The sequence below is a fragment of the Aeromonas sp. 600948 genome (genome assembly GCF_049174875.1).
GTDB lineage: Bacteria > Pseudomonadota > Gammaproteobacteria > Enterobacterales > Aeromonadaceae > Aeromonas > Aeromonas veronii_A.
Map to the genome: position 1 here is coordinate 138,671 of NZ_JAAKTY010000004.1, position 15,329 is coordinate 153,999.

Consider the following 15,329-nt stretch of genomic DNA (forward strand, 5'->3'; position numbering starts at 1 on the left):
CGATTAGATAATTTATAATCAATAAATAGCCACTTTGGATAACCAATTGGAATGAAATTTGACTTGAGGCAACTACAGGCGTTTGTGACGCTGGCCGAGACCGCCAACTACCGGGAAGCGGCCAGCCGCCTCTTCATTACCCAGCCGGCCCTCACCAAGCAGATCCAGGGGCTGGAGCAGACTCTCGGCAGCACCCTGTTCAAGCGGGGCCGCCACGGTGCCGAGCTGACGGCGCTCGGCGCCCAGTTGCTCAACCAGGCGAGAGCACTGGTCGAGCATGGGCGGGAGTTCGAGAGCCATGCTCTGGCGGTGGCGAGCGGGGTCGCCGGTCGGCTCAAGATTGGCTTTGGACTATCGAGCTTTGCGCTGGCCCCCTCGCTGGTGGCCCGTTTCAAACAACAGGTCGCGGACGTAATGGTCCATCTGCAGGATATGCCCTCCGCCATCCAGCAGGAGCAGCTGCTCTCCGGCCAGTTGCAACTTGGTTTTATGCGTCGGCCAGAGACTCCGCTGTTGCAGGAGCATCGGCTGCTGACCGACCGGCTGGTACTGGCGGTGCCAACCCGGATGACCCAGCCAGATCCGTCATCGTTTGACGTCCAGCAGGCACTGACCAGTCAACCCCTGTTGCAGATGGTGGGCTACCGTTGTCCCGGCCTAACCCGGCAGATCGCCGGGTTTCTCGGCGCCAACCGGCTGACCGGCATGGTTCAAGAGGCAGAGGATATTCAGACTCTGGTGGCATTGGTTGCGGCAGGCATAGGTAATGCAATCCTGCCGCACAGCGTCAGCTTTATCGCGGGCCCGGACGTCACCCTCTATCCCCTCTTTGGCCCCTGTTCCGAGTGGGAGATAAGTCTGGTGTGGAACCCCGCCTTTGCCGACCCGATCCGCGATCGCTTCGTGCAGCTGGTCCTCGATCCCCATCCCGCACCGCACCCAGCCACAATCGATCGCTGACCCAGCCAAAAACTCCCGCAGACGGAACCAGGAGAAGATAGCGCTCAGCAATCGAGATGAATTAATCGGGCCTTTGTGAATCAAAGCATTTCAATTAACACACCACTGATCTTCACAGGGGATGCCATCTCCTTCTCCATCCATCTTGGTACCAGGGCAGTTTTGTAAAAACCAGGTTGCCTCCTCGCAGGAGGTCATCTGGGAGCAATGCTGCCGACCATCACACTGGCGAGTAAAGGTCGCTGCCTGTGGCGTACTGAAGATGGAACTAACCTCCTCTTGAGTAACTGGCGATGCGGGCGACAAATTGGCAAAGAAGCGGGAATAGATGGAAAAGAGGCCGACGAGCAGCAACAGGGGGAGCAATTTACCACTCCAGCTGCTCTTGAGACGTCGATAGGGGTTACTCCGCTCTCTGGTAGAAGTGGGTCTTGGCGGCTGACTTGCCGCCCGAAATGCAGGCGCCGCCGATGATGCGGCTGATCTTGCTGCTGATGGTGCGACCGACGGCACAACACCCGCCAACGTGAGCGGGCGATCGGGGAAAAAGACCTGTAACGCCCTCGGTTTGCCATCTTGGCCACTGCCGATCAGATAGGTGACACGCTCCCCCGGCTCTGGCACTCGGCCATCTGATTGCAGCGCCGTAACATGCACAAACAGCCCTGCACTGCGTGCTCCATTGATTGCCTGCTCGGCGCCATTTTGCTCCGGCGTAATAAATCCAAAGCCGCGCGCCTCGTTCCAGCTCGCGATCCGTCCCTGATAACGCATCTGTCCATCCTTGTTGTTATCCATGTGAGCACTATCTTGCCCGACAATCATGTTGCCCAAAAGCGCAGCGGCCCAACAGGGATCTGCAGAGTCAATCTCAACACGGTGATCGGGCGCAGCCTGCGTTAAGGATCAAGCCAGCTGGGACACCTTGATGATCTCGGCGATGCGACCCAGCATCCGCAGCGAGGTGTGATGCTCGGTGGCATCTGCGGCGGCGCAGGCATCATCCAGAATGGTGATGGCGTAGTCGCGATCGTGACCATCCCGCGCTGCCGCCTGAATGGCCCAGCTGGTGCTCACCCCGCACAGATAGAGGTGGTCGATGTGATTGGCCCGCAGCGCAGGCTCCAGCGCCGTGCCATAGAAGGAGCTGACCCTGGGCTTGGTCAGCACCAGATCGCCGGGCTGCACATCCAGATCCGGATGAAAGTCGGTGCCGCTGTCAGCCAAGGAGAGCGCCCCCAACTGGTGAGCGCGACCAAACATGGGAGACCCCTTGGGCTGCAGCTGATAGCCGCCGTCAAAGCCCACCTTGATCAGCACTACCAGCCAGCCGTTGGCGCGGGCATGGGCCAGCGCCTGATTGGCATGCGCGATGGCATCCTGCTCCAGCACATGGGCTGCGGAGGCGGCAATGCGCCCGTCGGGGTGGGCAATATCGTTGATAAAATCGATCACCAGCAGTGCCTTGTTCATCACCTTTGCTCCTTAGCGCATTCAGCCCGTGCTATCTGGTTTCTATCTGTCAAACCAGCCCCAGTGCATATCGCAGCGCCATCTCCTTTAAGGGGCCAGCTTTATCCGCCAGATTGAGGGCCAGATTACGGGCCAGCTTGAGCGGGCCAATCTCGTTGCTGAACACCCCGTAGAAGAGATCCATCCCCGACTGCATCAGCAGGTTGTCGGGACGACGGCGCCGCTCGTAGCGCTCGGCCAGCACAAGTTGATGCCAGTCAGCGCCAGCACCTTGCAGCAAGTCGACCCAGCAGGCGACATCCTTGAAGCCGAGGTTGACCCCCTGCCCCGCCAGCGGGTTGATGGTGTGGGCAGCATCGCCAAGCAGCACCACCCGACCGACGTGATAGTCGTTGGCGTGGCGGCGCACCAGCGGGAAGCTCCCCTTGCCGGTGACGGTGAACCCGCCGAGCCGACTCGGGAAGTGGCGGCGCACTTCGGCGGCAAGCCCTTCGTTGCTCATGGCCGCCAGAGCGCGGATCCGGGCCGGGCTGTCATACCACACCAGAGAGCCGTGCTGGCCTGGTAATGGCAGGAAGGCGCGCGGGCCGCTCGGGGTGAACTGCTGCCAGGTGATATCTTCCTGCGCAAAATCGGTGTCGATATTGATCAGCATGCAGTGCTGGCGGTACTCGAAGCGCGATACGCCGATACCCGCCAGCTTGCGGGTGTGGGATTCGGCGCCGTCGCAAGCCAGCACCCAGCGCGCGGCCAGCTCGGAGCCGTCATCCAGAGTCAGCACAGCTTCATCCGCACTCTGGCGCAGGCTGGTCACAGCCGCCGGGGTGTGGGTCTGGATGGTAGGAAACTCTTCCATCCGCTTGAGCAGGGCGAGCTGCACGAGCCGGTTTTCGATGATGTAGCCAAGCTGGGGCAGACCGAGATCGGCGGCATTGAAGCGGGTGGCAAAGCCATCCAGCTCCCAGGTCTCCAGCCGGCGATAGGGGCAGAGCCGCATCTGCTGCAGATGGTGCCAGGCACCGGCCTGCTCCAGCAGCGCCACCGAGGCCTGACTGATGGCGGAGACCCGCAGATCCAGCGGCTGCTCCGGCGCGTAATGCTCCGGCAGTTGGGTCTCGATGACCCGCACCGAGAGACCCTGAGCCGCAAGCAGACAGGCGGTGGCGGCGCCCACCATGCCGGCGCCGACGATGGCGATATCACACTGTTCCATACATGTATTCCTGAAAGGGTGCGTCCGGCGACAGCGCCCGGACGTGAACCGGATGGCTGCATGATAGCGCAAGGGCGACTGATAAACAGTGAGACAAACGGGGAATTGCTGCGTCAAATCAAGGAGAAAGCTTATTGAGCTTGCTGGCAACAGGTATCGGGTGAGCACCATTGCCAGCTGGATATTAGCTAGGCAGTATCCAGATTGCGGAGTAAAATGCGCGGTCCTTTGACCATGCCGATTTCAAAACAAGTCAAGAGAAGCAATGAGCAAGAAACTTCACATTAAAACCTGGGGTTGCCAGATGAACGAGTATGACTCGTCCAAAATGGCCGACCTGTTGGATGCCAGCAATGGCTACACGCTTACCGAAGAGCCCGAAGAGGCAGATGTCTTGCTGCTCAATACCTGCTCCATCCGCGAAAAAGCGCAGGAGAAGGTGTTCCACCAGCTGGGACGCTGGAAAAAGCTCAAGGCCAAAAAGCCCGGTCTGGTGATCGGCGTGGGTGGCTGCGTTGCCTCTCAGGAGGGCGATGCGATTCGCCAACGCGCTCCCTATGTGGATATCGTGTTCGGCCCGCAGACCCTGCATCGCCTGCCCACCATGATCAAGGAAGTGCAAGAGGGCCGTGGTGCCCAGGTTGATATCGCCTTCCCCGAGATCGAAAAATTCGACAGCCTGCCCGAACCGCGCGCCGAAGGGGCTACCGCGTTCGTCTCCATCATGGAAGGCTGCTCCAAATACTGTACTTACTGCGTGGTGCCCTACACCCGCGGTGAAGAGGTGAGCCGACCGCTGGACGACGTGCTCTACGAAATCGCCCAGCTCGCCCAGCAGGGCGTGCGCGAAGTGAACCTGCTCGGCCAGAACGTCAACGCCTACCGCGGCCCGACCTTTGATGGCGGCATCTGCACCTTCGCCGAGTTGCTGCGTCTGGTGGCCGCCATCGACGGTATCGATCGCATTCGCTACACCACCAGCCACCCGATCGAGTTCACCGACGACATCATCGAAGTCTACAAAGATACCCCGGAAGTGGTCAGCTTCCTGCACCTGCCGGTGCAGAGCGGCTCCGACCGTATTCTGACCATGATGAAGCGCCCGCACACCATCCTGGAGTACAAATCCAAGATCCGTCGCCTGCGTGCCGCCCGTCCCGACATCACCATCAGCTCCGACTTCATCGTTGGCTTCCCGAACGAGACGGACGAAGACTTTGAAGCGACCATGAAGCTGATCGAGGATGTGGGTTTCGACATGAGCTTCAGCTTCATCTTCAGTCCGCGCCCGGGCACCCCGGCCGCCGACATGCCCGACGATGTCGACATGGAAGTGAAGAAAGCCCGTCTGGCCCGCTTGCAGCACGTCATCAACAACCAGGCGATGCAGATTGGCCGCGCCATGCTGGGCACCACCCAGCGCATCCTGGTGGAAGGGCCCTCCAAGCTCGACCCGATGCAGCTGTGTGGCCGCACCGAGAACAACCGGGTGGTCAACTTCGAAGGCCAGCACACCCTGATCGGCGGCTTTGCCGACGTGGAGATCACCGAGGTGCGTCCCAACTCCCTGCGCGGCAAGTTCATCCGCGGCGAGAGCGAGATGAACCTGCGGATCGCCACAGCACCGAGCGAAATCCTAGCCCGTCGCCCGGATAACGTACCGGACGAGCTGGGCGTGGCCGCCTTCACACCCCATTAATCCCCTCCTCCCCATTCGCCCGGCGGATGGGGAGCGCCTTGAGACGAGGATATTTTGAGCCGACACATCTCGACCCTGAATCTGCATCTGGAGCCCGCCGACAACCAGCGCCTTGCCAGCCTGTGCGGCCCCTTCGATGACAATATCAAGCAGCTGGAGCGCCGCCTCGGCGTCGAGATCAGCTACCGTGACAGCCACTTCCAGCTGGTGGGCAAACCGGCCCAGCTGGATGCCGCCGCCGTCATCCTCAAGCACCTCTATGTGGAAACCCAGCCCCTCAAGGGTGGCAAGGTGACCGACATCACCCCCGACATGGTCCATCTGGCCATTCAGGAGTCGCGGGTGCTGGAGCAGGATGACGAACCGGCGCCGAGCATCCCCTATGGCAAGGAGGTGACGGTCAAGACCAAGCGCGGTCTCATCAAGCCACGCAGCCCCAATCAGGCTCAGTACATTGCCAATATCGTGCGCCACGACATCTGCTTCGGCATAGGCCCGGCCGGTACCGGCAAGACCTATCTGGCGGTCGCAGCGGCGGTGGATGCGCTGGAGCGTCAGGAAATTCGCCGCATTCTGCTGACCCGTCCGGCGGTGGAAGCGGGTGAGAAGCTCGGCTTCCTGCCCGGGGATCTCTCCCAGAAGGTAGATCCTTACCTGCGCCCGCTCTACGACGCCCTGTTCGAGATGCTGGGCTTTGAGCGGGTCGAGAAGCTGATGGAGCGCAACATCATCGAAGTGGCGCCGCTCGCCTATATGCGCGGAAGAACCCTCAATGACGCCTTTATCATTCTCGATGAGGCCCAGAACACCACCACCGAGCAGATGAAGATGTTCCTCACCCGCATCGGCTTCAACTCCAAGGCAGTGGTCACCGGTGACATCACCCAGGTAGACCTGCCGCGCAACGCCAAATCCGGCCTGCGTCACGCGCTGGAAGTGCTGCCAGGGGTCGATGGTCTGTCGTTCAACTTCTTCGAGTCCAAAGACGTGGTGCGCCACCCGGTGGTGGCCCGCATCGTGCAGGCTTACGAGGCATTCGATGCCAAACAGGCCGCCGAGAAGGTGGCCGGCCAAACAAACGCCAGCAAAGAGAGCGAGCAATGAGCGTAACCCTGGATCTGCAGCTGGCCAGTGCCAGCACTGATGGCCTGCCCACCGAAGCCCAACTGCAAGGCTGGCTCGACGGCACCATTCTCGGCTTCCAGCAGGAGGCAGAAGTAACGGTGCGTATCGTCGACGAGGCGGAGAGCAACGAGCTCAACCTCACCTATCGCGGCAAGGACAAGCCCACCAACGTGCTCTCCTTCCCGTTCGAGGCGCCACCCGGTCTGGAGCTGCCGCTGCTCGGCGATCTGGTGATCTGCCGTCAGGTGGTAGAGCGCGAGGCCGAGGAGCAGGGCAAGCCCCTCATGGCCCACTGGGCCCACATGGTTGTGCACGGCAGTCTGCATCTGCTAGGTTATGACCATATCGAGGATGAGGAAGCCGAAGAGATGGAAGCGCTTGAGCGCGACATCATGCAGGAGCTCGGTTTTGCCGATCCTTATCTGAACGACGAAGAGTAAAACGCCGGACGGTCATCGTCTTGAAACAGCAGATGACCATCCTTATATAACCCGAACTATTTCAAGTGTGTTCATACGAGTAACCAAGAGAGAAAATGACCGACGATCACCCTAGTACCGGCTCGCCGAAGAAAACCTGGCTCGACAAACTCAGCCAACTCTTCCAGGGCGAGCCAAAAGACCGCAATGATTTGGTAGACGTGATAGCCGATGCCGAAGAGCGCGACCTCATCGATCAGGACACCAAGGACATGATCGAGGGGGTGCTGGAGATCGCCGATCTTCGCGTGCGCGATATCATGATCCCCCGCTCCCAGATGGTGACCATCGAGAAGTCCCAACCGGTAGATGCAATCCTGCCGGTGATCATCGAGTCCGGCCACTCCCGCTTCCCGGTGATCAACGAGGACAAGGATCATGTGGAGGGCATTCTGCTCGCCAAGGATCTGCTCCCCTTCGGGTTTGGCGGCCATCACGCCAGCGAGCCGCTGCAGCTCGAGAAAATCTTGCGCCCCACGGTGATCGTGCCGGAAAGCAAACGGGTTGACCGTCTGCTCAAGGAGTTCCGTGAAGAGCGCTACCACATGGCCATCGTGGTCGACGAATTTGGTGGCGTCTCCGGTCTGGTGACCATTGAAGACATTCTCGAGCTTATCGTCGGCGAGATAGATGACGAATTCGATGACATCGAGGATGAGCCGGACGAGATCCGCCGCATCAGCAAACGGGTCTTCTCGGTTAGTGCCCTTACCGAGATCGAGGATTTCAACGACTTCTTCGGCACCCAGTTCAGCGATGAAGAGGTGGATACTGTGGGTGGTCTGGTGATGCACGCCTTCAGTCATCTGCCCAAGAAGGGCGAGGAGATCGAGCTGGACGGCTACCTGTTCAAGGTGATGCATGCCGACCGGCGTCGTCTGCAGCAGTTGCAGGTGAAGATCCCCGAGCACCACGCGGCGGCGCAATCCGAGCCGCAATAAGCAGATCCGCTCAATGTGTGAAACAACGCCCCGACCTCGGGGCGTTGTGCTCTCTGCCACCGGCATCGAGGCTCGCCGTTGCCCCGCTTACAGGTTAAGATACCGGCCATTCGACCCAGTTTCAGACCAAGACGAGCACCATCGCCCGTGAGATTATCCCCCGTTACGTCCAAAATCCTGTTGAGCCTCGGCGCACTGGCCAGTGGTGCCATCGCTATATTGGCTTTCTCTCCCTTTGGCTACTGGCCGCTGGTGATCCCCTCCCTGCTGGGCCTCTACGCCCTGCTGGACAAAGCCACGCCAAAGCAGGCCGCCTGGCGTGGCTTTGGCTACGCCATGGGACTCTTTTTGCCGGGGCTATGGTGGATCCACGTCAGCATGACTGAATTTGGCGGCATCCCGCTGCCGATGGCCTTCGTACTGCTGGCCGGGCTCTCCGCCTATCTGGCGCTCTACCCGACGCTCGCCTGCTGGGTCTTTGCCCGCTTCTTTGGCGGCCGTCACTGGAGCCGCTGGCTGCTCGCCTTCCCGACACTCTGGCTGCTGGCGGACTGGCTGCGTGGCTGGGTAATGACCGGCTTCCCCTGGCTCTGGTTTGGCTACAGCCAGATCGACGGCCCGCTCAGGGGCTTCGCCCCAATCCTTGGGGTGCAGGGCATCACCCTCGCCCTGTTGCTCTCTGCCTCCGCCATCTGGCAGGTGTGGAAATCCCGCTCCCCGCTCTGGCTGGCGGTGCCCGCCCTGCTGGTTGCCGGTGCTAACGGCCTGATGCAACTCAACTGGGTGACCCGTGGCGAACCGGTCAAGGTGGCACTGGTGCAGGGCAATATCGCCCAGTCCCTCAAGTGGGATCCGGAGGCGCTGGCCCCCACGGTGCGCACCTATCAGGACTTGAGCCGCGAGAATCAGGATGCTGACATCATCATCTGGCCGGAGTCGGCGATCCCGGCCATCGAGAAGGCGATGGGCCCCTATCTGGAGAATCTGGACAAGGCGATGAAGGTGAACGATACCGGCCTGCTGGCTGGGATTATTCACTACGACGAGCAGCAACAGCGCTTCTACAATACCGTGCTCGGCATGGGGGTGCAGGATGCGGATGGCAAGGAGTCCTACTTCTACAACCACTCCAACCGCTACAACAAGTACCACCTGCTGCCCATCGGCGAGTTCGTGCCGTTTGAAGATCTGCTGCGCCCCATCGCCCCCTTCTTCAACCTGCCGATGTCCTCCTTCAGCCGGGGTGACGAAGTGCAGCCAAACCTGATCGCCAAGGGGCTCAAGTTCGCCGCCGCCATCTGCTACGAGATCATCTTCCCGGAGGAGGTGCGCCGCAACGTCAATGCCGATACCGACTTCCTGCTGACCGTCTCCAACGATGCCTGGTTCGGCACCAGCATTGGCCCCTGGCAGCATATGGAGATCGCCCGGATGCGCGCGCTGGAGCTGGCTCGTCCGCTGCTGCGGGACACCAACACCGGCATCACCATCGTTACCGAAATCGACGGCAGCATCATCGGCCAGATCCCGCAGTTTGAAGCGGGCGTGCTGCGCAGCGAAGTGCGTCCCGCCCACGGCGAGACCCCCTACCTGCGCTTTGGCAGCTGGCCTCTCTACGGTCTGACCGTACTGCTGCTGGGTCTGGCGCTGGCCCTGCGTCCCAAGGCTCACCCCTGGGCCCGCGAGCTGTAATGGCCATCCGCAATCCCTGATAAACAACGAGGCGCCCGCAGGCGCCTCGTTTTTTTCATCTCCAATCAAAGCGATATGCCTGAGAAGGACATAAAGCCGAGGGACATCAGCCCCGCCACGATAAAGGTGATGCCGATGCCCCGCAGCCCCTCGGGGACATCGGCGTACTTCAGCTTCTGGCGCAGTCCGGCCATGGCGACAATGGCCAGCAGCCAGCCAAGCCCCGAGCCAGCGCTGTAGACCAGCGACTCGATGAAATCGTAATCCCGCTGCGCCATAAACATCACCCCGCCAAAGATGGCGCAGTGCACCGTCAACAGCGGCAGATAGATGCCGAGTGCCTGATAGAGCGCCGGAACGTACTTGTCGAGCACCATCTCCATCACCTGCACCAGCGCCGCCAACACCCCGATGTAGATGATGTAATCGAGAAATCCCAGATCGAATTCGCCGAAAAAGGTGCTGCCTGCCCGCAAGATATGGCGGTAAATCAAGTTGTTGAGGGGAATGGCGATCACCATCACCACCAAGATCGTCATACCAAGGCCAAAGGCGGTGTTGATGTTCTTCGAGACGGCCAGAAAGGTACACATCCCCAGAAAGAATGCCAGGGCGAGGTTCTCGACAAAGATTGAGTGAATAAACAGGTTGAGGTAGTAGTCCATAGGGTGTGCTCACCAGGTGTTTGCGCAAAGAGAAAGTCTGCCTCTGGCCGATGGCCAGCAGCATGGACGAAACAACAGAAAGCGCGGACGCAGCACCGGACGATAGAGCGCAGGCTGCAGGTGTCAGCCTGCCCCGTCAGTCAATCGGGAGCGTTAAATCCGTGTGAAAACGTGGATGAGCGTCCGCCAGCCGGGTGAGCTAGTCGCCGTGACAGAAACGATATTGCAGGTGGCGACAGCGCAGCAGCCGTCGGTGCAAATAACCGAAGTAGACGGGGAGCTGCCTGACATAGAGAAGAGGGAGAACCAGTAGCAGACCGCAGAGCAGGCCGAGGATATCGTGCTGGAACCAGGCCAGCACCATCTGATAGCGCTCGGAATGAGTGGCCCCTTCGAGTCGCCGCCCCAGCTCGAAGCAGAGTCGCCACTGGGAGGCAGGAGGAAGGCCGACACTGTTGACCAATCCCGGATCGGATTGCTCATGCAACTGCATCGAGACCTTCTGCCTGACCGACGCCTGATGAGGTGTTGCAGTGACCCCTACCGCAGCGAAAGCGGCAAACCACAGCAGGCTGGCGATAGCGAGGACCATCGCCCAGGTCGATAGTCGGCCAAAAGGCAGCAAAGAGTCAGTCCCGTTCAAACAACAAAATGATGCGGGGATGAATGTATCACAACGCCTCTTTTTCTTGAATTTGAAACCGTACTAACTGACGTAAAACGATACTAAAAACCCTCTTTCTAAGAAAGCCAGCAATTAAATACCAACATAACAAGGCGGTAGAGTCACCCCCGGGCCCACAGTAAAACGGCCACCCGAGGGTGGCCGTTGTCAGCGATCAGAGCAGCAATGCTACCTGCTCAGAGACCGACCGCCTCCAGATGCTCCACCAGCAGCTGCACACTGCGGTTGCCGCGCCACTCGTTGACGTCAAGCCGGTAGACAAGCCGCACCCGCTTGACCGAGGCATCGGGCCAGCGCTTGAGATCGACGCCGAAGGCGATGGCATCCACCGCGTGGCCAGAATCGGTAGTCAGCATCATCTTGAGGTGCTTCTCCCCCACCAGCCGCTGCTGCACCAGCACGAATTCGCCGTCAAACAGCGGCTCGGGGAAGGCCTGACCCCAGGGGCCGGAGGCGCGAATAAGCTCCGCCAACTCGAGAGTGAGCTCGTCCGGCAGCAGCTCGCCATCGGTGAGCAGCACCCCGGTCAAGAGCTCCGGCGTCACCAGCTCGCTGATGACCGCCTCAAAGGCCCGCCCGAACGCTTCGATATTGGCCTTGGGCAGGGTCAGCCCCGCCGCCATGGCGTGGCCGCCAAACTTGCCCATCAGCCCCGGGTGGCGGGTGTCGAGCAGTTCCAGCGCATCGCGCAGATGCACCCCGGGGATGGAGCGGCCAGAGCCCTTGAGCTCGCTCTCGCTGCTCTCGGCAAACGCGATGACCGGGCGGTAGTACTTCTCCTTCACCTTGGAGGCCACCAGCCCCACCACCCCCTGATGCCACTCGTTGCGGTGCAGCACTATGCCCGACGGCACCTCGCCATCGTGAAACCGGATCTGCTCCAGGGTAGCGAGGGCCTCCTGCTGCATCCCCTGCTCGATCTCCTTGCGCTCCTGATTGAGGCTGTCCATCTCGGCCGCAAGCTGGCGCGCCAGCTTGAGATCATCGCAAAGCAGACAGGCGACCCCGAGGGACATGTCATCGAGGCGCCCTACCGCATTGAGGCGTGGCCCCAGTGCAAAACCAAGGTCGGAGGCAGTGAGGCGACGACCATCGCGGCCCGACACATCCACCAGCGCCTGAATGCCGGGGCGACAGCGCCCGGCCCGGATCCGCTGCAACCCCTGATGGACCAGGATGCGGTTGTTGCCATCGAGGGCCACCACGTCGGCGACCGTGCCGAGGGCCACCAGATCGAGGTAATCCGCCACATTGGGGGCGCGTAGCCCTTGCCGTTCGTACCAGCCAAGCTGACGCAGATGGGTGTTGAGGGCCGCCATCAGATAGAAGGCCACCCCCACCCCGGCCAGGGACTTGGAGGGAAAATCGCAACCGCGCTGATTCGGGTTGACGATGGCATCGGCATCAGGCAGCTCCTGACCCGGCAAATGGTGATCGGTAACCAGTACATGCATCCCGGCCGCCTTGGCCGCCGCCACCCCGGCGATGCTGGAGATGCCGTTATCCACCGTGATCAGGAACTCGGCGCCGCGGGCCACCGCCAGCTCGACGATCTCGGGGGTGAGGCCATAACCGAACTCGAAGCGGTTGGGCACCAGAAAATCGATATGGCGCCCCCCCATGGCGCGCAGGGCCAGCACGCACAGGGCCGAGCTGGTGGCGCCGTCGCAGTCGAAGTCGCCGACGATAAGGATCCGTTTTTGCGCCGTCAGCGCCTCCGCCAGCAGCGGCACCGCACGCTCCATCCCATAGAGGCGCTGGGGAGGCAGCAACTGGCTGGCGCTGCGCTCGAGCAGAGCGGGATCCTCTACGCCACGGCTGGCGAAGATTTGACGAAGCAGGGGGTGCAGGGTGGCGGGGAGATGGGAATCATCAACTCGCGGACGACGACGGATTTGCAGGGGCATCAATGTGATCCAGTATCTTGAGCAGTTGTTCCGGGCTCTGGTAGCCCCTTACCAGATCTCCATCAGAGGAGACCCAGGCAGGCAGTACCTTGACCCCCAACCACTGGCTCAGGCCAATATTCTCGATAAGGGTCTCACTACATTCCTTTTGAGGCAAATAGGCTTTGAAGGGATCATTCTGTAGCAGGGGATCCTTGCACCAGTGGGAAGCCTGTCCTGCATGTTCAATCACGGGGTAGAGCTCGACACTGACCCCGGACGCCTGCAGATGTTGCAGCGTGCCGGACAGCTGGCGACGAGCGGCATCCTGCTCACCGAAAAAGAGCGCAACCCGATGACGCTCATTACTGGCCTGGAGAACGACCGGTGTATGGGTCACCTGGGACAAGCCCAGTCGACGCTGCTCGCGCATGCCCGAGATGGTGAGATTCTTCATGTTATGAGTCATATCCAGCATGACCCCCTGCACCACATAGTTCCCCTTGGCATCGCTGTAGAGCACCCCTTGCGAAGTGCCCAGCATATAGAGCCCGGGAATGGGGGTCTGTTCCACCAGATAAACAGAGACCCCTAACCGGGCGGTAATGGTCTGTTTCAAGGTTTGGGTATCCATCCCCGCTCTGGCAGCAAATGTGCACAAAAGCATCATTCCCAGTAGTAAATACTTCACTTGTTTACTCACGCGGTATGAATGAATCGACCCAGCAAACTACAGCAGCACAGCTCATCATTCAATCAGCTACTTATCAAAAAATTAATATCACTTTGTACCAAAAAAAAGGTTCCCCCCGATTGCCAAGGACTCATAACGCCCGCAAGCTAGTCAGGACGACAGGAACAACGCGGCTTAGCCTCTGTTTTTCCTGACAAGAGTTCGCCCTTTGGCAAGGGTAATCAACGCGCTATCTTGTTTAATTTCGGAGGAAATAATGAGTCTGATTCAAGAGTTCAAAGCCTTTGCCGCCCGCGGCAACGTCATCGATATGGCGGTCGGTATCATCATTGGTGCCGCCTTCGGCAAAATTGTCTCCTCTTTTGTCGGTGACGTGATCATGCCGCCCATCGGCCTGATCCTGGGCGGCGTGGACTTCAGCGACCTGGCGGTCACCCTGAAGGCCGCTGAAGGTGCAACACCCGCCGTGGTCATCGCCTATGGCAAGTTCATTCAGACCATCATCGACTTTCTGATCATCTCTTTTGCCATCTTTATGGGACTGAAGGCCATCAACACCCTCAAGAAAAAGCAGGAAGAAGAAGCCGCCGCTCCGGCAGGCCCGACCAAGGATCAGGAGCTGCTGACCGAGATCCGTGATCTGCTGAAATCCCAGCAAGGGAAATAAGCGCCATCTCCTGTCGTGTAGAGATAAAAAAACCGCCTGCTGGCGGTTTTTTGTTTTTGGGAGGACAGCCACTCAAGCTCTGGGGTGATGCTCCCCGTGCAGCGCCTTGAGTCGCTCGTTGGCCACATGGGTGTAGATCTGGGTAGTGGAGAGATCCGCATGGCCCAGCAGCATCTGTACCACTCGCAGGTCGGCGCCGTGGTTGAGCAGATGGGTGGCAAAGGCGTGGCGCAAGGTATGGGGGGAGAGCTCGCCATTAATCCCGGCCCGCAGGGAATAGAGTTTGATGCGATGCCAGAAGGTCTGGCGGGTCATCATACGGGCCTGCTTGGAGGGAAACACCACATCCGAGCTGGTGCCCCCCAGCAGCAGGGTGCGGGCCTCGCGGTAGTAACGCTCCAGCCAGTGCATCGCCTCCTCGCCCATCGGCACCAACCGCTCCTTGTTACCCTTGCCAATAACCCGCACCAAGCCCTGCCGCAGGCTGATATGCTCGGCGGTGAGCCCCACCAGCTCGGAAACCCGCAGCCCGGTGGCGTAGAGCAGCTCCAGCATTGCCTTGTCCCGCAACTCCAGCGGGTCATCCACCAGCGGCGCACTCAGCAACGCATCCACCTCCGTTTCGCTTAAATCTGAGGGGAGTTTTTTCGGCAGCTTGGGCCCCTCCAGCAGCACGGTCGGATCATCGCTGCGCAGCTTCTCACGGTTGAGATACTGATAGAAACGGCGCAGGGCCGACAGGAAGCGGGCGGTGCTGCTGGCCGCAAACTGGTGATCGACCCGCCAGGCGAGGTAGTGCTGGATCTCGTCCATCCCCGCCAGCAGCAGCGAGCTCCCCTGCTCGTCGAGCCAGAGGGAGAACTTCTCCAGATCGCTGCGATAGGAGCTGACCGTGTTGTCAGACAATCCCCGCTCCAGCCAGAGGGCGTCGAGAAAGGGTTCAATCAGGGGATGGGGGTCGGGTTTGCTCATGGTGCGCTGCAATCAGGGGATCGATGGCCCATTGTAACGCGCCAACTCCTTGGAAAGACAAGGCACTTTCATTGGAAAGATAAGGCACGTTTGCCACGCACCTTGCCGGGCGGTGAAGGTCGAATGGCAATCTGCTAGACTGGCGCCCTCCCCTTACGTTACCCATCGTGTTGCCAAC

Annotated in this window: 15 protein-coding genes; 7 read left to right on the plus strand and 8 right to left on the minus strand. The window is 60.3% G+C overall.

Annotated elements, in window-relative coordinates:
- The first annotated feature begins 51 nt into the window (after positions 1–51).
- Positions 52–960 carry a LysR family transcriptional regulator gene (locus G5182_RS04975; protein ID WP_421251875.1) on the plus strand — a complete coding sequence of 303 codons (909 nt, stop codon included), beginning with the start codon at positions 52–54 and terminating at the stop codon, positions 958–960.
- 90 nt (positions 961–1,050) lie between these two features.
- Here the strand turns inward: G5182_RS04975 and G5182_RS04980 are convergent, their stop codons facing one another.
- The 3 genes from G5182_RS04980 to G5182_RS04990 all read right to left on the minus strand — a co-directional run bounded on the left by G5182_RS04980 (position 1,051) and on the right by G5182_RS04990 (position 3,646).
- Positions 1,051–1,734, minus strand: coding sequence for a cold shock domain-containing protein (locus G5182_RS04980; RefSeq protein ID WP_227343001.1), 684 nt, complete (start codon positions 1,732–1,734; stop codon positions 1,051–1,053).
- 132 nt (positions 1,735–1,866) lie between these two features.
- Positions 1,867–2,433, minus strand: coding sequence for a cysteine hydrolase family protein (locus tag G5182_RS04985; RefSeq protein ID WP_204383909.1), 567 nt, complete (start codon positions 2,431–2,433; stop codon positions 1,867–1,869).
- Positions 2,434–2,482: 49 nt separating this feature from the next.
- Entirely contained in the window at positions 2,483–3,646 is a 1,164-nt protein-coding gene (locus G5182_RS04990) for an FAD-dependent oxidoreductase (RefSeq protein WP_227342074.1), read from the minus strand.
- A gap of 265 nt (positions 3,647–3,911) precedes the next feature.
- Between G5182_RS04990 and miaB the strand changes: the two genes are divergently transcribed.
- The 5 genes from miaB (at position 3,912) to lnt (ending at position 9,582) form a co-directional block, all read left to right on the plus strand.
- Positions 3,912–5,345: a tRNA (N6-isopentenyl adenosine(37)-C2)-methylthiotransferase MiaB gene (miaB, locus tag G5182_RS04995; protein ID WP_164536230.1), complete on the plus strand. Its 1,434-nt coding sequence runs from the start codon at positions 3,912–3,914 to the stop codon at positions 5,343–5,345.
- 54 nt (positions 5,346–5,399) lie between these two features.
- Positions 5,400–6,449, plus strand: coding sequence for a PhoH family protein (locus G5182_RS05000; protein WP_005362369.1), 1,050 nt, complete (start codon positions 5,400–5,402; stop codon positions 6,447–6,449).
- Positions 6,446–6,910, plus strand: a complete 465-nt coding sequence (gene ybeY, locus G5182_RS05005) for an rRNA maturation RNase YbeY (protein WP_005354089.1) — start codon at positions 6,446–6,448, stop codon at positions 6,908–6,910. Before G5182_RS05000 ends, ybeY begins: the two co-directional genes overlap by 4 nt.
- 95 nt (positions 6,911–7,005) lie before the next feature.
- A complete protein-coding gene (gene corC / locus G5182_RS05010) occupies positions 7,006–7,890 on the plus strand; it encodes a CNNM family magnesium/cobalt transport protein CorC (protein WP_203118663.1) in 885 nt (294 codons plus the stop codon).
- Positions 7,891–8,037: 147 nt separating this feature from the next.
- Complete coding sequence (lnt, locus tag G5182_RS05015) at positions 8,038–9,582, plus strand: apolipoprotein N-acyltransferase (protein ID WP_227342073.1); 1,545 nt, start codon at positions 8,038–8,040, stop codon at positions 9,580–9,582.
- 65 nt (positions 9,583–9,647) lie between these two features.
- On the opposite strand, the gene nqrE is transcribed toward lnt, so the two are convergent.
- From nqrE to G5182_RS05035, 4 genes are all read right to left on the minus strand, one after another.
- Positions 9,648–10,247 carry an NADH:ubiquinone reductase (Na(+)-transporting) subunit E gene (gene nqrE, locus G5182_RS05020; RefSeq protein ID WP_227342072.1) on the minus strand — a complete coding sequence of 200 codons (600 nt, stop codon included), beginning with the start codon at positions 10,245–10,247 and terminating at the stop codon, positions 9,648–9,650.
- A 199-nt stretch (positions 10,248–10,446) separates the two neighbouring features.
- The gene (locus tag G5182_RS05025; RefSeq protein WP_227342071.1) at positions 10,447–10,839 is read right to left on the minus strand and encodes a hypothetical protein; all 393 of its coding nucleotides are present in this window, start codon (positions 10,837–10,839) and stop codon (positions 10,447–10,449) included.
- A 269-nt stretch (positions 10,840–11,108) separates the two neighbouring features.
- Positions 11,109–12,839: a single-stranded-DNA-specific exonuclease RecJ gene (gene recJ, locus G5182_RS05030; RefSeq protein WP_421254233.1), complete on the minus strand. Its 1,731-nt coding sequence runs from the start codon at positions 12,837–12,839 to the stop codon at positions 11,109–11,111.
- Entirely contained in the window at positions 12,805–13,452 is a 648-nt protein-coding gene (locus G5182_RS05035; protein WP_216953024.1) for a disulfide isomerase DsbC N-terminal domain-containing protein, read from the minus strand. Before G5182_RS05035 ends, recJ begins: the two co-directional genes overlap by 35 nt.
- Before the next feature lie 316 nt (positions 13,453–13,768).
- Between G5182_RS05035 and mscL the strand changes: the two genes are divergently transcribed.
- Positions 13,769–14,179: a large-conductance mechanosensitive channel protein MscL gene (mscL, locus tag G5182_RS05040; RefSeq protein WP_047438040.1), complete on the plus strand. Its 411-nt coding sequence runs from the start codon at positions 13,769–13,771 to the stop codon at positions 14,177–14,179.
- Positions 14,180–14,251: 72 nt separating this feature from the next.
- On the opposite strand, the gene xerD is transcribed toward mscL, so the two are convergent.
- On the minus strand, positions 14,252–15,151 hold the full coding sequence (gene xerD / locus G5182_RS05045) for a site-specific tyrosine recombinase XerD (protein ID WP_216953023.1): 900 nt from the start codon (positions 15,149–15,151) through the stop codon (positions 14,252–14,254).
- Between the last annotated feature and the right edge of the window lie 178 nt (positions 15,152–15,329).

Coding starts and splice junctions, on each gene's coding strand:
- recJ (WP_421254233.1), bottom strand. CDS start 12,839: ATGCCCCTGCAAATCCGTCGTCGTCCGCGAGTTGATGATTCCCATCTC.
- G5182_RS05025 (WP_227342071.1), bottom strand. CDS start 10,839: ATGGTCCTCGCTATCGCCAGCCTGCTGTGGTTTGCCGCTTTCGCTGCG.
- G5182_RS04990 (WP_227342074.1), bottom strand. CDS start 3,646: ATGGAACAGTGTGATATCGCCATCGTCGGCGCCGGCATGGTGGGCGCC.
- miaB (WP_164536230.1), top strand. CDS start 3,912: ATGAGCAAGAAACTTCACATTAAAACCTGGGGTTGCCAGATGAACGAG.
- G5182_RS05035 (WP_216953024.1), bottom strand. CDS start 13,452: ATGGATACCCAAACCTTGAAACAGACCATTACCGCCCGGTTAGGGGTC.
- G5182_RS04975 (WP_421251875.1), top strand. CDS start 52: ATGAAATTTGACTTGAGGCAACTACAGGCGTTTGTGACGCTGGCCGAG.
- G5182_RS04980 (WP_227343001.1), bottom strand. CDS start 1,734: ATGCGTTATCAGGGACGGATCGCGAGCTGGAACGAGGCGCGCGGCTTT.
- G5182_RS04985 (WP_204383909.1), bottom strand. CDS start 2,433: ATGAACAAGGCACTGCTGGTGATCGATTTTATCAACGATATTGCCCAC.
- mscL (WP_047438040.1), top strand. CDS start 13,769: ATGAGTCTGATTCAAGAGTTCAAAGCCTTTGCCGCCCGCGGCAACGTC.
- corC (WP_203118663.1), top strand. CDS start 7,006: ATGACCGACGATCACCCTAGTACCGGCTCGCCGAAGAAAACCTGGCTC.
- ybeY (WP_005354089.1), top strand. CDS start 6,446: ATGAGCGTAACCCTGGATCTGCAGCTGGCCAGTGCCAGCACTGATGGC.
- xerD (WP_216953023.1), bottom strand. CDS start 15,151: ATGAGCAAACCCGACCCCCATCCCCTGATTGAACCCTTTCTCGACGCC.
- nqrE (WP_227342072.1), bottom strand. CDS start 10,247: ATGGACTACTACCTCAACCTGTTTATTCACTCAATCTTTGTCGAGAAC.